This is a genomic window from Curtobacterium sp. UNCCL20 (assembly GCF_900101675.1).
Classification (GTDB): domain Bacteria; phylum Actinomycetota; class Actinomycetes; order Actinomycetales; family Microbacteriaceae; genus Curtobacterium.
In genome coordinates this window covers 864,793-879,710 of the sequence record NZ_FNKG01000001.1, presented here as the reverse complement: position 1 = coordinate 879,710, position 14,918 = coordinate 864,793, and the positions used below count along the sequence as shown (strand labels likewise).

Sequence of the window (14,918 nt, the reverse complement as noted above, 5' to 3'; positions counted from 1 at the left end):
GTTCAGGTTCTGCACACCGGCCGCTCCGTAGGCTGTGAGGGCCCAGTGAGCCGGACTGCAGCCCGACCCCGAGGAGGTGCCCGATGGTCACCGTCCTCGTCGTGTTCGCGGTCATCGCACTGATCGTCCCCGCCCTGACCCCCGTCCTCGGCCGCCGCGTCTTCTTCGTGGCGGCCCTCGCACCAGCAGCGGCGGCGGTCCTCACCGTCGTCCAGACCGGTCCCGCCCTGCACGACGGCGTGACCGAGCGGTTCGGGTGGGTGCCGCAGCTCGACCTCGCGATCGCCCTGCGGATGGACGCCCTGTCGTGGGTGCTCGCCCTGGTGGTCTCCGTGGTCGGCGCCCTCGTGCTCGTGTACTGCGCGTCGTACTTCGCCCCGGACGAGCCCGGACTCGGTCGCTTCGCGGGCGTCCTCACTGCCTTCGCCGGTTCGATGTACGGGCTCGTGGTCGCGGACGACGTCATCGTGCTGTTCGTCCTGTGGGAAGCGACGACGGTCTTCTCCTACCTGCTCATCGGCCACGACGCCGCGAAGCGTGCGAGTCGCGCCGCGGCGATGCAGGCACTCGTCGTCACCACTGCCGGCGGTCTGGCGATGCTCGCCGGGCTCGTCCTGCTCTCCGTCACGGCGGGGACGACCTCCCTCTCCGGGATCATCGCGAACCCGCCTTCGGGGACGATCGTCTCGGTCTCCGTCGTCCTCGTGCTGCTCAGCGCCCTGACGAAGTCCGCGATCGTCCCCTTCCACTTCTGGCTCCCCGCCGCGATGGCCGCACCGACTCCGGTGAGCGCGTACCTGCACGCCGCGGCGATGGTCAAGGCGGGCATCTACCTGATCGCCCGACTCGCCCCCGCGTTCGCGCTGCTCGAGGGGTGGCGCGAGACCATCACCCTGCTCGGCGTCCTCGGCATGGTCATCGGCGGGTACCGGGCGCTCCGGCAGACGGACATCAAGCTGCTGCTCGCGTACGGCACGGTCGCGCAGCTCGGGTTCCTCGTGCTCGCAGCCGGCTGGGGAGCACCGGCAGTGGCGCTCGGCGGGGTCGTCCTGCTCGTGGCGCACGCGGCCTTCAAGTCGACGCTGTTCCTGGTCGTCGGGGCCATCGACCACGTGACGGGCACGCGCGACCTGGCGAAGCTGAGCGGTCTCGGGCGGAAGGCGCCCTGGCTCGCCGTGGTCGCCGCCCTCGCACTGCTGTCGATGGCCGGCATCCCACCGACGATCGGGTTCGTCGCGAAGGAGGCCGTGCTCACCGGGTTCATCGAGTCCCTGCACGGTCCGGACTCCGGCTGGGCGTGGTTCGCACTCGTCGGCGTGACCGTGGGCTCGGTCCTCACGGTGGCCTACTCGCTCCGCTTCTTCTGGGGCGCGTTCGCGCGGAAGCCCGGCGTCGCACCGACCGAGCCGCACGCCCTGCACGGCCTCGGCGTCGTCCCCTCGGTGCTGGCCCTGACCGGTCTCGCGCTCGGACTCCTCACACCGCTCGTCGCCCACGGCCTCGAGCCCGCGGCGAGCGCCGCCGCCCTCCCCGGCGAGGACGTCCCGCACCTCGCCCTCTGGCACGGACTCGAACCGGCGCTCGGTCTGTCCGCGATCACGCTTGTCGGTGGCGTCGCGCTGTTCGCGCTGCGTCGGCCGGTCGAGGCGCTGCAGCACCGGCTCGCCGGGTTCCCGAGTGCGTCCGGCACCTACCGTCACCTCATGCGCGGACTGGACCGTGTCGCGACCGGACTGACCGCGAGCCTGCAGCGCGGTTCGCTCCCCTACTACCTGACGGTGATCCTGTCGGTGTTCGTCGCCGGGGCGCTCGTCAACCTGGTGGTCGGCGGCCCGTGGGCGTTCCGGGTGCGGTTCGCGGACTCGTGGGGGCAGATCCCGGTGGTGATCGTGATGTCGGTCGCCGCGATCGCCGTCCTCACCGCGAAGACCCGGTTCGCCGCAGCCGTCCTCGTCGGGGTGACGGGGTACGGCATGTCCGTGCTCTTCGTCCTGCACGGCGCCGTCGACCTCGCCCTGACCCAGCTCGTCGTCGAGACCGTGACGCTCATCGCGTTCGTGCTCGTCCTCCGCCGGCTGCCCCCGCGGATCGCGACCGCGAACCCGTCGCGCTTCCGGGTGGTCCGGGCGTTGTTCGCCGGCCTCGCCGGACTCACGCTCGCGATCGTCGTGGTGGTCGCCGCGTCGGCCCGCACGGCCCGGCCGATCTGGCTCGACATCCCTGCGCTGACGAGTTCGTTCGGACACGGACTGAACGTGGTGAACGTCGCACTGGTGGACCTGCGCGGCTGGGACACGCTCGGTGAGCTGACCGTCGTGGTCGCCGCGGCCACCGGCGTCGCGAGCCTCATCTTCGTCAACTCGCGCGAGGACACCCTCCCCCGGCTCCGTGACCTCCCCCAGACGGTCACGAGCGACAAGCACCGGCCCGACGGTGAACCCCGCGCCTGGCTGCCGACGAGTGCAGCGATCCCGACCGGACGCTCGGCCCTGCTCGACGTCGTGGTCCGGCTGCTGTTCCACGGCCTCATCGTCCTGTCCGTGTACCTGCTGTTCGCCGGGCACAACGCGGCGGGCGGCGGGTTCGCGGGCGGCCTCGTCGCGGGCATCGCCCTCGCGGCCCGGTACCTCGCCGGCGGTCCGGCGGAGCTCGGTGCCGCGGCCCCGGTCCGTGCCGGTCGTCTGCTCGGCCTCGGCGTCGCGACGGCGGCGGTCACCGCGATCGTGCCGATGTTCTTCGGCAAGGACGCGCTCTACTCCGAGTTCTTCGAGGCGACCCTGCCGGTGCTCGGACACGTCGAGTTCGTCACCGCCACGTTCTTCGACATCGGCGTGTACCTCGTCGTCCTCGGCCTGGTGCTCGACGTCCTCCGGAGCCTCGGGGCCGAGGTCGACCGACAGCGGCTCGAGGACGCGTCCACCCCCACCCGCGACACCACGGAGCCCGGCGACACCGCTCGGGCACCCACCCCGGAAGGGAGCGCCACGTGACCGTCACCCTGGTCCTCGTCATCGCGATGGCGGTGCTGTTCTCGTGCGGCGTGTACCTGCTGCTCGAACGTTCCCTGACGCGCATGCTGCTCGGGTTCCTGCTGCTCGGCAACGCACTGAACCTGCTGCTCCTCACGATGTCCGGTGCCGCGGGGAACCCGCCGATCGGGAAGTCGTCCGAGGGCATCACCGACCCGCTGCCCCAGGCGTTCGCCCTCACCGCCATCGTCATCACCTTCGCGGTGAGCGCGTTCCTGCTGGCGCTCATCCACCGCTCCTGGAAGCTCTCCCGCGCGGACGAGGTCGAGGTGGACGAGGCCGACGTGGCGATCGGCCGTGAACGCGACGAACCGGACGACGACACCGACACCGACACCGACACCGACGCCGACGCCGACGCCGACGGAACCGAGACCACCACCGACGCCGAACAGGAGGCGACCCGATGACCTGGCTCGTCCCGCTCCTCGTCCTCGTCCCGCTGCTCGGCGCCGCCGTCGCACTCGGACTCCTCCGCCACCAGAAGCTGCAGCGCGCGATCACCGTCGTGGTCCTGGTGGTCGCACTCGCCGTCGCCGCGACCCTGATGGTGCTCGTCGACCAGCACGGCACGATCGTCGTGCAGGTCGGCGGCTGGGAGGCCCCGTACGGCATCTCGCTCGTCGTCGACCGGCTGAGCGCCCTGCTCCTCACCGTGAGCGCGAGCGTGCTCCTCATCGTCCTGCTGTTCTCGATCGGCCAGGGCCTGGCGGCGGACGACGGTGAGGCCCCGGTCACGATCTTCTACCCGACGTACCTCGTGCTCGCCGCCGGGGTCCTCGACTCGTTCATCGCCGGGGACCTGTTCAACCTCTACGTCGCGTTCGAGATGCTGCTGGTGGCGAGCTACGTGCTCATCACCCTCGGCGGCAGTGAGCAGCGCGTCCGGGCCGGCACGACGTACATCGTGACGAGCCTCATCGCGTCGGCGATCTTCCTCGCCGCGATCGGCCTCGTGTACGGCGCCACCGGCACGGTGAACATCGCACAGATCAGCGAGCGGGTGGCCGACCTGCCCGAGCACGTGCAACTCCTGCTCCACACGATGCTGCTCATCGGGTTCGGCATCAAGGCCGCCGTGTTCCCGCTCGCCTTCTGGCTGCCGGACTCGTACCCGACCGCGCCGGCCCCGGTGACGGCGGTGTTCGCGGGCCTGCTGACGAAGGTCGGCATCTACGCGATCATCCGGCTCGAGACGATCATCTTCCCGAGACCGCAGCTCAACACGGTGCTGCTGGTCGTGGCGGTGCTGACGATGGTGGTCGGCGTGCTCGGCGCCGTGTCCCAGACGGACGTGAAACGGCTGCTGTCCTTCACGCTCATCAGCCACATCGGCTTCATGGTGATGGGTGTCGGCCTCGGCTCGGTGGCGGGGACGGCGGCCGCGGTGTTCTACACGGTGCACCACATCGTCGTGCAGACCACGCTGTTCCTGGTCTCGGGGTTGATGGAACGGGTCGGTGGGACCACCTCGACGAGGTCGCTCGGCGGGCTGCTCAAGGCGGCGCCGCTCCTCGCCGCGCTCTACCTCGTGCCGGCGTTCAACCTGGGCGGCATCCCGCCGTTCTCGGGCTTCATCGGCAAGCTCGGGCTGTTCCGGGCCGCCGCCGAGGACGGCTCGCCGCTGGCGTACGTCACGATCGGCGCCGGTGTCGTGACGAGCCTCCTCACCCTCTACGCGCTGATGCGCGTGTGGGACGCCGCGTTCTGGCGGCCGAAGCCGGCCGCCGAGGCGGCGGCGCCGCACGTCAGCGTCGCCGAGCCGCACGCGCACCTGCGGTCGCCGGAACCCGCGCCCCTGACGGTCTCCGAGGAGAGCGGCAGGGCGTACCACCCGGGCGGCTCGACGACCGTCACCGACGCACCCCACGCGAGCCGCGCCTCCAGTCCGAACACCGCCCCCGTCTCGACCACGGACGGCGGCGTCGGCGACGCTCCCCGGAAGGTCCGCCTGCCACGGATGCTCGTCGGCGTGACGACCGTCGCGGTCCTCGGGTCCGTCGCGCTGACCGTCGTCGCCGGCCCGCTCTACGGCTACGCGACCCGGGCGGCGGAGTCCCTCGAATCACCCGATCGCTACGTGCAGGCCGTGCTCGGGGGTGACCGATGAGCTCCGACAGCACCCGCCGGTTCACGAACGCCCGTCGGATCGCCGTCGCGTGGCGGTACGACGTGCCGCTCGTCGCCGGGCTGACGGTGCTGTGGGCGATGCTCTGGGGATCGTGGACCCCGCTGACGCTGCTGTGCGGGATCGTCGTCGCGCTCCTCGTGACGCAGGCGCTCCCGCTGCCGCCGGTGCCGCTGTCCGCGCGGTTCTCGATCCCGCACTTCCTGTGGTTCCTGGTGGTGTGGTCCGGGCTCGTGGTCGTCGCGTCGTTCCGGGTCGCCTGGGTGGCGTTGCGTCCGCGCGGGGTCCGGCGCAGCTCGATCTCCCTCGTGCAGCTGCACACCACCTCGGAGATGACCTTCACGCTGGCGACCCTCGCGATCTCGCTCGTTCCCGGCTCCTACGTGGCCGACGTCGACCTCCGTCGCCGACGACTGCTGCTCCACGTGCTCGACACCGAACGCATCGAGCAGGTCGACGCGGCTCGGCGGGAAGCACTCGGCATCGAGACCCTCGTCATCCGCGCGCTCGGGTCGAAGCAGGACGTCTCCGAGCTCGCCGGCCCCGTCCCGGAGGTGACCCGGTGAGCGCCGCGGTGATCGTCATGGCGATCGGCATCGCCCTCGTGCTCACGCTCCTCGGCGCGACGCTCGCCCTCGCGGTGTTCCGGATCGTCCGTGGCCCGACGATCCTCGACCGGATGATCGGGTCGGACATGGTCCTGACGACCGCGCTCATCGTGATCGCTGCCGCGATGGTCGTCCGGCAGGACCTGACCGGGATCCCCGTGCTCGTGGTCATCGCGGCGACCAGCGTGTTCGCCACGATCGCCGTCGCCCGGGCCGTCACCCCGTCGTCGGACCCGTCGGACGAGGGCCTCACCGCGAGCACACCGGAACGGGCCGCAGCCAGCGAGCAGGAGGACGGTTCGTGATCGAGATCATGCAGGGCTTCATCGACGCCGCGGGCGTCCGGGCGTGGGTCGCGCTCGGTCTGCTGCTCGTCGGGTCCGTGCTGTCGCTCGGCGCAGGCGTCGGGATCGTCCGGTTCCCGGACCCCCTCGTGCGCCTGCACGCGATGGCGAAGCCGCAGGTGCTCGGGCTGGCCTTCGCCCTCGCGGCGATCGTCGTGGCGGTGTGGACGTGGACGGCCCTGTGGGTCGTCCTGCCGATCATGGTCTTCCAGCTGTTCCTGGTGCCGGTGTCGACCCACATGATCGCCCGGGCCGGGCTGCGGTCCGACGACCTGCGGCACGAGGACCTGCTGGTCGACGGCACCGAGTAGGTTTAGATGTCTTATTCGACTTTATGAACGTCCGGTAAAGCGGACACAAGTCGCTCAGGTGCAGGTGCGGACAGCGTCAGGAACCCGTACACGCCCAATCCCGGAGCGACACCGGAGATCGTCGCCGGCCGGGCGGAACACACCCGCGCGTTCGAGGTCCTCCTCCAACGGCTCATGCGGGGCCGCACCGAGCAGTCGATGATCATGACGGGCCTCCGCGGAGTCGGGAAGACCGTGCTGCTCAACGAGTTCGCCGACCTCGCACGGACCGCCCGGTGGGAGGTCGTGGAACTCGAAGCGAGCAAACACGACGACGGCCAGTTCCGGCAGACGATTGCCTCGCTTCTCCGCTCGGCGCTCTTGCAGATCTCGCCACGCAAACGCTGGAGCGACCGTGCACGTCGAGCAGCGGAGGTTCTGACGTCGTTCGGGATGACCATGACGCCCGGGGGAACGGTGTCCCTGACGTGGGATGTGGAGCCAGCGGAGGGACTCGCCGACCACGGTGATCTGGCGCTCGACCTCACAGACGTCCTCGTCGCCCTCGGCCAGGCGGTTCAGGAACACGGGCGCGGCGTCGCGATCCTCATCGACGAAGTCCAGTTCCTCCGCTCGGTCCAGTTGGAGGCGCTCATCCAGGCGCTCCACAAGACCGTGCAACGGCGGCTCCCGATCACCTTCGTGGGGGCTGGGCTCCCCCAGATCGCCGAGCTCGCCGGCGATGCCAAGTCGTACGCGGAACGGCTCTTCCGGTTCCCGGAGATCGGGTCGCTCGGTCCTGACGACGCCAGAGAGGCACTGATCCGTCCCGCCGAACACGAAGACGCGGCCTTCACTCCCGACGCGGTCGAGATGGCCCTCCAGGTCACGAAGGGCTATCCGTACTTCATCCAGGAGCTCGGCTACCAGGCCTGGGAGATCTCCGATGGCCCGGTCATCACAGCGGACGACATCGACGCCGCGAGGGACGGGTACCTCGCGAAGCTCGATCGGTCGTTCTTCCGGGTCCGTCTCGACCGAGCGACGACGCTGCAGACCGCGTACCTCCGTGCCATGGCCGAGCTCGGCCCTGCCGCCCAGAAGGCTGCCGATGTCGCTCGGGTCCTGGAGCGAGAGTCCACCCAACTCGGACCGACTCGCGCCGAACTGATCGACATGGGGCTGCTCTACACGCCGGAGCACGGCTACGCAGCGTTCACTGTGCCGGACTTCGATCAGTTCATGCTGCGCGCGGTGCCGCAGTTGGTCGTGCCGGAAGTCCGCCGCCGACCGCGACGCAGCACACCATGACGACCGTCACGAGCGGACTGGAGGCGCGGGACGGGCTCGCCACGCGCCTCCGGTCCGTCATCCGGTGACCACCAGGGCGCCGGTCGGGCGCGCTCCGTCAGGCGCGGTCCGTCGGGCGCGGTCCGTCAGGCTCCGGTCCGTCAGGCTCCGGTCGAGGGCGCCGCGCCGCGACGCGGCAGGAGCAGGTTCGCCACCGCGGCGAGGACGACGACGGCTGCGGACGCGGCGGGCAGCAGCATCGCGGCCGCTGCGCCGTGCTGCTCGGCGACGTCCCCGGTGACGGCCGACGCGATCGACTGCCCGACGATCACCGCGGAGCCGAGGATCGTCATGGTCGTCGCCGAGCGTCCGACGGGCGACCGGTCGGACCCGAGGCTGTACTGCGCGACCAGGGTCGGCCCGATGCCGACGCCCATCACCGCGAGGACGATCCCGACGGCGAGGACGGACCCGGCCTGGGCGAACGCGATCGCGCCGCCGAGCAGGACGACGCCGAAGACGAGCCATCGCCAGCCGAGCGCGAACCCGCGCGGGAACGCCGCCGAACCGAGCGCCAGGCCGGCGGAACCGATGCCCATCAGGCCGTACAGGAGCCCCGCCTGCGAGGACTCCCCGTGGATCTCCATGAACGCCGTCAGCGAGGTCAGGGTCGCTCCGAAGAACAGCCCCACACCGAGGATCCCGAGCACCACGACGACGAGCCGGGCGCGGAGGAGCTCGCGGGCGGGAGCCTGCACGACCTCCTCGTGGTGGCCGAGCACGAGCTTCCCGGTGGGGTGCAGGGCGAAGGCGGTGACGAACACGAAGGTCAGGGCCGAGGCACCGGCGACGGCGACCCACGGGGCGATCGCGCTCGCCAGGATCCCGACGAGGAACGGTCCGATGATGAAGACGGTCTCGTCGGCGGCCGACTCGTACGCCATGGTGCCGCTGGTGACCTTCTCGCGGCGCGCCGGTGCCATGCGCTGCCGGATGATCGCGACGAGACGTGTCCGGGACATCGGGGCGACCTGCGGGGCCGAGGCACCGATGAGGAACGCCATCGCGAGGACGGCGAGGTCGGGCGCGCTGCCGGTGACGACGAGCGGGAAGAGCCCGAGCAGGACGGCGTTGACGAGGCCGACGGGGACGAGCACCCTCCGCTGGCCGAACCGGTCCGCAGCGGCGCCGACCATCGGACCGAACACGGCCGCCCCGATGCCGACGGACGCCGAGTTCACGCCGCCGAGGGCGACCGAGTCGCGGGCGGAGACGACGAGCGTCAGGACGCCGACGACCATCATGGCGAAGGGGAGCCGCGCGATGAACGCGACCGGGAAGTACCAGCGTCCGGCGAGTGCGACCAGCGAGCGGTCGTCGGGCTTCGGGGGCGCGGTGGAGGTGCTGTGGAGCATGGGGTGTGCCTTCTCGGCCCGGCCCGGAACGGTGGGGGCGGACCCATCGGGTGCCGCCGTTGTCCGCCGGGGTGCCGGCGGCCGGTAGATACACACTGCGTGTTGGTGGTGCTCGCCCAGGCTACCAGGGGCCCCGCGCGCCGACGGGGGTAACGGTTCGTCACCCGGGCCCGAGGGCGCACCCGTCCTCCTATCGTGGCGCGCATGGAACAGCGACGCATGGGGAGGACGGGCGCCCCGGTCAGCGCGTTGACCCTCGGCACCCGGGCCATCGCCGCGGTGGCCGAGCGGGACGTCGAGGACGCTGTGCGGCTCGTGCACGATGCGCTGGACCGCGGGATCACCGCCGTGGACGTCTCGGACGCGGACGGCGCCGGACTCGCCGAGGACGTCGTCGGGGCGGCGCTCGGGGCAGCGCTCGGGGCGGCGCTCGGGCCGGCGCTCGGGGACCGGCGCGACGACGTCTTCCTGACGGTGCGGTTCGGGGACGCGGCCGACCGGGACCCGCCGCACCACGGCAACGGCCGGCGCTGGATGTTCCGTGCCGTCGAGCGGAGCCTGCAACGGCTCGGCACGGACGTCATCGACCTCTACCAGCCCGCGCACCCGGACCCGGCGACCTCGCTCGACGAGACGCTCGACGCGCTGGCCGACCTCGTCACGCAGGGCAAGATCCGGGCCTTCGGGATCCCGGGGTTCCCGGCGGAGGAACTCGTCGAGGCGCAGTGGCTCCGGTCCGGCGGCAAGAGCGCGTCCGCGACGCACGTGCCGTACTCGATCACGACGCGGACGGCGGAGCGCACGACGTTCCCGGTCGCCCGCCGGTTCGGGCTCGGGGTGCTCGCGGCAGCACCGCTCGCGGGCGGGTGGCTCGCGGGCGCGTACCGGAACGGCACCGTGCAGCCGCGGTCACCGAGGGCGCTCGAGGCGCCGCACGCGTACGACATCGGCGCACCGGCCAACCGCCGGAAGCTCGACGTCGCGGACCGGCTGGGACGCCTGGCCGACGAGTCCGGACTGACCCTGCTCGAACTGGCGGTGGGGTTCGCGCTGACGCACCCGGACGTGTCGTCGGTGGTGATCGGCCCGCGGACGGTGTCGCACGTCGACGCGTACGTGCAGGCCTCCGAGGTGGTGCTCGACGACGAACTGCTCGACGCGATCGACGGGATCGTGCCGCCCGGGACCCACGTCCTCGAAGGGGACACCGGGGTGGCGCTGCCGGGGCTCAGCCGCGAGCGGTTGCGCGGCCGGGTGCTCGCGCGCTGACGTCGGCTGCGCGACCCGGCATCGCAGACGTCGAGCAGGATCGGAGAAGCACCCGCCGGCTCTGCGCGGCACGATGGAGCCACACGGACCGAGAGGAACGACACGATGGCCACCACGACGAAGACCGGCGCAGCCTTCACCGACGAGGAGCGCGCCGCGATGCGGGAGCACGCCGCCGAGGTGAAGCGCTCGCGCAGCGCGAAGGGCACGGGAGCGGAGAAGGCGGCGGCGGACGCCGCGGCGGTGGCCCAGAAGATCGCCGAGATGCCCGAGCCCGACCGAGGTCTCGCCGAGCGCATCCACCGGATCGCCCTCGAGGCGGCACCGGAGCTCGCGCCGCGGCTCTGGTACGGCATGCCCGCCTACGCGAAGGACGGCAAGGTCGTGTTCTTCTTCCAGGATGCCGCGAAGTTCAAGGCCCGCTACGCGACGCTCGGGTTCCAGGACCCGGCCCGGCTCGACGACGGCACGTTCTGGCCGACGTCGTGGGCGGTGACGCCGGAGTTCTCGGCCGAGGACGAGGTGACGGTCGCCGAGCTCGTGCGACGCGCGGTCGCCTGACGCCCGGACCCGTCCGGTGGGGGCCGCCGGGCGTTCGGTCGTCGACGTCGTCCCGTCTCCGGGTCAGCGGTGCGCGAGCCCGCTGAGCGCCGCGTGCGCCAGCAGGACGGGCAGCGCGAGCGGGTACGGCAGGCGTGCGCCCGCGCGTTCGAGCCCGCCGAGCAGTGCGTCGAGGACCGGGTTGTCGGTCGGTGCCGGCCAGTTCGTCGGGACCGGACGGGATGTGTGCTGCTGGATGATCGTGGTCATCGGGAAACCTCCGGTTCGAGAGCCACACCCTGTGGCTCGTAGTACGCAACATATTGCGTATTGCATCTCATGTCAACTGTGATGTGATCATCGACACCGGGATCCCGCACCGTAGGATCACAACGATGGTCGAGATCAAGCGCCCCACCGACCTCCTCACGATCGGCGAAGTGGTCGAACGGACCGGCGTCGCCGCGTCAGCGCTGCACTTCTACGAGCGCAAGGGCCTCATCCACCCGGAGCGCACCGCCGGCGGCACCCGCCTGTACCCGCGGCACGTCGAGCGTCGCATCGCGATCATCCAGGTCGCCAAACGCCTCGGCATCCCGCTCAGCGAGGTCGCGGAGCAGTTCGAGGCGCTCCCGACCGACCGGATGCCGTCCCTGCGGGACTGGAACCGGCTCAACGAGCGGTGGCGGGCACGACTCCGCGCGCGACAGCTCGAGCTCGAGCGCCTCCAGCGGGAGATGAACCAGTGCATCGGCTGCGGGTGCGTCTCGTTGAACGCGTGCCTGGTGATGAACCCCGGCGACCAGCTGGCCGAAGAGGGTCGCGGGGCCAGGCGGTTGCTGCCGATCGGCGACGAGGTGCCGGACACGACCGAGTGAGGCCTGGAGGCGCGGGGCGGCGCCGCCACGCGCCTCCAGGCCGTCGTCCACACCGCCCGCGATCAGCGCGGCGCGGCGCGCAGGCCGTCGTCGATGCGCGTCAGCACGCTGATCGTCCGCACGAGGTCGCCCTCGTCAGCGCCGAGCGCCTGCCGGAGCATGCCGGCCCAGTGCGTGTGCAGCTTCTCGACGCTGCGCTTCGCGAGCTCCGTCGAGAAGAGCTGCACCGTGCGCGCGTCCTCGGGATCGGGGCGGCGCTCCACCATGCCCTTCTTCACGAGCGACCCGAGCGCGACGCTGAGGTTGCTCCGCTGCAGGGCGATCGCGTCCGCCACCGAGCTCGGCGTCGAGCCGGGGTTCCGGTCGACCCAGCGCATCACGAGCGCCTCGGTGCCGGTGAGCGGCGGGATGTCGATGGCCCGCGCGCCGTTCGGGTCGATCTCCCGCGAGATCCGGAGCAGCACGTCGGCGAGCTCGGCGAAGAGGCTGTCCGACGCCGCTGACTCCATGCCGTCACTGTACCGGCGCCCGTTCGGCGTACCGGCGCTCGTTCGGCCTCAGGCCCGGCGGAGGGGGCCGCGGAGGAACGGGATCCGCGGCATCAGCCAGTCGACCCAGACGACCCGGACCCCGGGCGCGATGAGGAGCGACCAGGCGATCGAGGCGATCGCGTCAGTCGGGTAGTGCACGGCGTCGATCGTCACGGCGAAGAACACCACGACGATCGCCACCACGCCGAGGACCTGCGCGAGCCGGTGCCAGCGAGTGTCGGCGAGCACCCAGACCAGGGCGATCACGAACGCGGTGATGTACACGGTGTGCCCGCTCGGGTAGCCGGGATCCGGCTGCACCGGGTACGGGTGCGGCAGCACGGCGACGTCCGGGCGGGCCCGGTGCACGATCTCCTTGACGATGGCGGACGGCACCCAGGTGATCGCGATCGTGCCGCCGAAGGCCAGCGCCGGGCGGACGTCGCGGGCACGCCACCAGATCACCGCGACGACGACGACCGTGATGCCGATCGCCGGACCGGGACTGATGACGTGGTAGATCGCGGTGGAGACGGCGCCGACGGCCCCGGTGTGCAGGCCGTTCAGCGCCTTCGACAGCCCCAGGTCCGCGGTGCCCAGCGTGAACCCGACGATCGTGACGACGATGACCGCGGCGAGCGCGATGGCGATCCAGGCGAGCGGGTACGGGCTCCGGACGAGGATGCCGTTCAGCTCGGACTCGCGTCGGCGGGGGCGGAGCGCTGCATCGGACATCCGCTCATCGTCGCAGGTGGGAGGCTCCGACAGCCCTGATTTCCGTGACGATCGATCAGAGGTCGTTCAGCGAGCGGCGGGCAACCAGCCGGTCGGACTAGGAACGGACCCATGACAACCGTTGCCGAGAACATCGTCGCCACCCTCCGCGAGAACCAGGTCCGACGGGTCTACGGCCTCCCCGGGGACTCCCTCAACGGCTTCACGGACGCGCTCCGGAAGGACGGGTCGATCCGGTGGGAGCACGTCCGACACGAGGAGGCAGCGGCGTTCGCCGCATCGGCCGAGGCCGCGCTGACCGGGGAGCTCGCGGTGTGCGCGGGCAGCTGCGGGCCGGGCAACCTGCACCTGGTCAACGGCCTCTACGACGCGAACCGGTCACGGGTGCCCGTCCTCGCGATCGCCGCGCACATCCCGACCGCCGAGATCGGTTCCGGGTACTTCCAGGAGACCCACCCCCAGGAACTGTTCCGCGAGTGCTCCGTCTACGTCGAGTACGTGGCCGACCCCTCGCAGATGCCACGCCTGCTCGAGATCGCGATGCGCGAGGCCGTCGAGAAGCGCGGCGTCGCGGTGCTCGTCATCCCCGGGGACGTCCTGCTCGCCGAGGCCGTCGCACCCCGGGTCACCCGCATCGAGCACGCCGAGCCGCGCATCATCCCGTCCGAGGCCGAGCTGCGGCGGACCGCCGAGCTCCTGAACGGTGCCGACAGGGTCACGATCCTCGCCGGGGCCGGGGTCGCCGGCGCCCACGACGAGGTGGTCGCCCTCGCCGAACGGCTGCAGGCGCCGATCGTGCACGCCCTCCGCGGCAAGGAGCACATCGAGTGGGACAACCCGTACGACGTCGGGATGACCGGACTCCTCGGCTTCGCGTCCGGGTACCGCGCGATGGAGGACGCCGACGTGGTGCTCATGCTCGGGACCGACTTCCCGTACCAGCAGTTCTTCCCCGCGAAGGCGAAGCACGTGCAGGTCGACATCCGCGGGTCCCAGCTGGGACGGCGGCACCCGGTGGACATCGGGCTCGTCGGAACCGTCAAGGACACCGCCCTCGCGCTCATCCCGCTGCTCACCGGGTCGCACCCGACGAAGCACCTCGAGGACGCCCGGAAGCACTACGCGAAGACCCGGGCGAAGCTCGACGACCTCGCCGTGCCGGCCGGCAAGCACAAGGCGCTGCACCCGCAGTACGTCGCACGCACGCTGGACCGGCTCGCCGACCAGGACGCCGTGTTCATCCCGGACGTCGGTTCGCCCGTCGTGTGGGCGTCGCGGTACCTCACGATGAACGGTGACCGGCGGCTGATCGGCTCGTTCGTGCACGGCACCATGGCGAACGCCGTCCCGCAGGCGATCGGCGCGCAGGCGGCGTTCCCGGACCGGCAGGTGATCGCCCTCGCCGGTGACGGTGGCCTGACGATGCTGCTCGGGGAGCTCATCACGATCGTGCAGAACAAGCTGCCCGTGAAGATCGTCGTGTTCGACAACTCGTCGCTGAACTTCGTGGAGCTCGAGATGAAGGCGGCCGGGTTCGTCACGTACGGCACGGAGCTGCAGAACCCGGACTTCGCCAAGGTCGCCGAGGCCATCGGCATCACGGGGTTCCGGGTCGACGAGTCGGACCAGCTCGAGGACGCCCTCGCCGCGGCGCTCGCGCACGACGGGCCCGCGCTGGTGTCGGTGAAGGCGGACCGGCAGGAATTGTCGATGCCGCCGGCGGTGACGCTCGAGCAGGCGAAGGGCTTCACGCTCTACGCGATCCGCACCGTGCTGTCCGGGCGTGGGGACGAGCTGCTCGACCTGGCCTCGACGAACTTCCGCCAGTTCATCTGACGCGCGACCCCACCACGGACGGGAGG

Annotated in this window: 15 protein-coding genes; 11 read left to right on the top strand and 4 right to left on the bottom strand. The window is 71.3% G+C overall.

Annotated elements, in window-relative coordinates:
* Positions 1 to 83: 83 nt before the first annotated feature.
* The 7 genes from BLT36_RS04360 to BLT36_RS04330 all read left to right on the top strand — a co-directional run bounded on the left by BLT36_RS04360 (position 84) and on the right by BLT36_RS04330 (position 7,710).
* Positions 84 to 2,990 carry a Na+/H+ antiporter subunit A gene (locus BLT36_RS04360; protein WP_092092246.1) on the top strand — a complete coding sequence of 969 codons (2,907 nt, stop codon included), beginning with the start codon at positions 84 to 86 and terminating at the stop codon, positions 2,988 to 2,990.
* A complete protein-coding gene (locus tag BLT36_RS04355; protein WP_092092244.1) occupies positions 2,987 to 3,439 on the top strand; it encodes a Na(+)/H(+) antiporter subunit C in 453 nt (150 codons plus the stop codon). The genes BLT36_RS04360 and BLT36_RS04355 overlap by 4 nt, the downstream gene beginning before the upstream one ends.
* Entirely contained in the window at positions 3,436 to 5,139 is a 1,704-nt protein-coding gene (locus tag BLT36_RS04350) for a Na+/H+ antiporter subunit D (protein WP_092092242.1), read from the top strand. The genes BLT36_RS04355 and BLT36_RS04350 overlap by 4 nt, the downstream gene beginning before the upstream one ends.
* Entirely contained in the window at positions 5,136 to 5,723 is a 588-nt protein-coding gene (locus tag BLT36_RS04345) for a Na+/H+ antiporter subunit E (protein ID WP_092092240.1), read from the top strand. Before BLT36_RS04350 ends, BLT36_RS04345 begins: the two co-directional genes overlap by 4 nt.
* Complete coding sequence (locus tag BLT36_RS04340; protein ID WP_175529480.1) at positions 5,720 to 6,070, top strand: MrpF/PhaF family protein; 351 nt, start codon at positions 5,720 to 5,722, stop codon at positions 6,068 to 6,070. The genes BLT36_RS04345 and BLT36_RS04340 overlap by 4 nt, the downstream gene beginning before the upstream one ends.
* Positions 6,067 to 6,420, top strand: a complete 354-nt coding sequence (mnhG, locus tag BLT36_RS04335; RefSeq protein WP_092092238.1) for a monovalent cation/H(+) antiporter subunit G — start codon at positions 6,067 to 6,069, stop codon at positions 6,418 to 6,420. The genes BLT36_RS04340 and mnhG overlap by 4 nt, the downstream gene beginning before the upstream one ends.
* Positions 6,421 to 6,537: 117 nt before the next feature.
* Positions 6,538 to 7,710: an ATP-binding protein gene (locus BLT36_RS04330; protein WP_092092236.1), complete on the top strand. Its 1,173-nt coding sequence runs from the start codon at positions 6,538 to 6,540 to the stop codon at positions 7,708 to 7,710.
* A gap of 140 nt (positions 7,711 to 7,850) precedes the next feature.
* Here the strand turns inward: BLT36_RS04330 and BLT36_RS04325 are convergent, their stop codons facing one another.
* Entirely contained in the window at positions 7,851 to 9,104 is a 1,254-nt protein-coding gene (locus tag BLT36_RS04325; protein WP_092092234.1) for an MFS transporter, read from the bottom strand.
* Between the two features lie 204 nt (positions 9,105 to 9,308).
* On the opposite strand from BLT36_RS04325, the gene BLT36_RS04320 reads away from it, so the two are divergent.
* Together BLT36_RS04320 and BLT36_RS04315 are read left to right on the top strand one after the other, a co-directional pair.
* Entirely contained in the window at positions 9,309 to 10,373 is a 1,065-nt protein-coding gene (locus tag BLT36_RS04320; protein WP_092092232.1) for an aldo/keto reductase, read from the top strand.
* A 105-nt stretch (positions 10,374 to 10,478) separates the two neighbouring features.
* Positions 10,479 to 10,934, top strand: coding sequence for an iron chaperone (locus tag BLT36_RS04315; protein ID WP_092092231.1), 456 nt, complete (start codon positions 10,479 to 10,481; stop codon positions 10,932 to 10,934).
* Between the two features lie 63 nt (positions 10,935 to 10,997).
* Here the strand turns inward: BLT36_RS04315 and BLT36_RS04310 are convergent, their stop codons facing one another.
* Positions 10,998 to 11,183, bottom strand: coding sequence for a hypothetical protein (locus tag BLT36_RS04310; protein ID WP_092092229.1), 186 nt, complete (start codon positions 11,181 to 11,183; stop codon positions 10,998 to 11,000).
* A gap of 125 nt (positions 11,184 to 11,308) precedes the next feature.
* Between BLT36_RS04310 and soxR the strand changes: the two genes are divergently transcribed.
* The gene (gene soxR, locus BLT36_RS04305) at positions 11,309 to 11,791 is read left to right on the top strand and encodes a redox-sensitive transcriptional activator SoxR (protein WP_092092227.1); all 483 of its coding nucleotides are present in this window, start codon (positions 11,309 to 11,311) and stop codon (positions 11,789 to 11,791) included.
* A 62-nt stretch (positions 11,792 to 11,853) separates the two neighbouring features.
* Here soxR and BLT36_RS04300 read toward each other — a convergent pair whose 3' ends face one another.
* The gene (locus tag BLT36_RS04300; protein WP_092092225.1) at positions 11,854 to 12,300 is read right to left on the bottom strand and encodes a MarR family winged helix-turn-helix transcriptional regulator; all 447 of its coding nucleotides are present in this window, start codon (positions 12,298 to 12,300) and stop codon (positions 11,854 to 11,856) included.
* 48 nt (positions 12,301 to 12,348) lie between these two features.
* The gene (locus tag BLT36_RS04295; RefSeq protein WP_092092223.1) at positions 12,349 to 13,056 is read right to left on the bottom strand and encodes a phosphatase PAP2 family protein; all 708 of its coding nucleotides are present in this window, start codon (positions 13,054 to 13,056) and stop codon (positions 12,349 to 12,351) included.
* Between the two features lie 111 nt (positions 13,057 to 13,167).
* Here BLT36_RS04295 and poxB point away from each other — a divergent pair, with 111 nt between their 5' ends.
* Positions 13,168 to 14,892, top strand: a complete 1,725-nt coding sequence (gene poxB / locus BLT36_RS04290) for a ubiquinone-dependent pyruvate dehydrogenase (protein WP_092092221.1) — start codon at positions 13,168 to 13,170, stop codon at positions 14,890 to 14,892.
* The last annotated feature ends 26 nt before the right edge of the window (positions 14,893 to 14,918 follow it).

Bases quoted from the DNA above. Each gene is read 5' to 3' on its own strand.
- BLT36_RS04360 (WP_092092246.1), top strand. From the start codon at position 84: ATGGTCACCGTCCTCGTCGTGTTCGCGGTCATCGCACTGATCGTCCCC.
- BLT36_RS04350 (WP_092092242.1), top strand. From the start codon at position 3,436: ATGACCTGGCTCGTCCCGCTCCTCGTCCTCGTCCCGCTGCTCGGCGCC.
- BLT36_RS04345 (WP_092092240.1), top strand. From the start codon at position 5,136: ATGAGCTCCGACAGCACCCGCCGGTTCACGAACGCCCGTCGGATCGCC.
- BLT36_RS04325 (WP_092092234.1), bottom strand. From the start codon at position 9,104: ATGCTCCACAGCACCTCCACCGCGCCCCCGAAGCCCGACGACCGCTCG.
- BLT36_RS04320 (WP_092092232.1), top strand. From the start codon at position 9,309: ATGGAACAGCGACGCATGGGGAGGACGGGCGCCCCGGTCAGCGCGTTG.
- BLT36_RS04315 (WP_092092231.1), top strand. From the start codon at position 10,479: ATGGCCACCACGACGAAGACCGGCGCAGCCTTCACCGACGAGGAGCGC.
- BLT36_RS04310 (WP_092092229.1), bottom strand. From the start codon at position 11,183: ATGACCACGATCATCCAGCAGCACACATCCCGTCCGGTCCCGACGAAC.
- soxR (WP_092092227.1), top strand. From the start codon at position 11,309: ATGGTCGAGATCAAGCGCCCCACCGACCTCCTCACGATCGGCGAAGTG.
- BLT36_RS04300 (WP_092092225.1), bottom strand. From the start codon at position 12,300: ATGGAGTCAGCGGCGTCGGACAGCCTCTTCGCCGAGCTCGCCGACGTG.
- BLT36_RS04295 (WP_092092223.1), bottom strand. From the start codon at position 13,056: ATGTCCGATGCAGCGCTCCGCCCCCGCCGACGCGAGTCCGAGCTGAAC.
- poxB (WP_092092221.1), top strand. From the start codon at position 13,168: ATGACAACCGTTGCCGAGAACATCGTCGCCACCCTCCGCGAGAACCAG.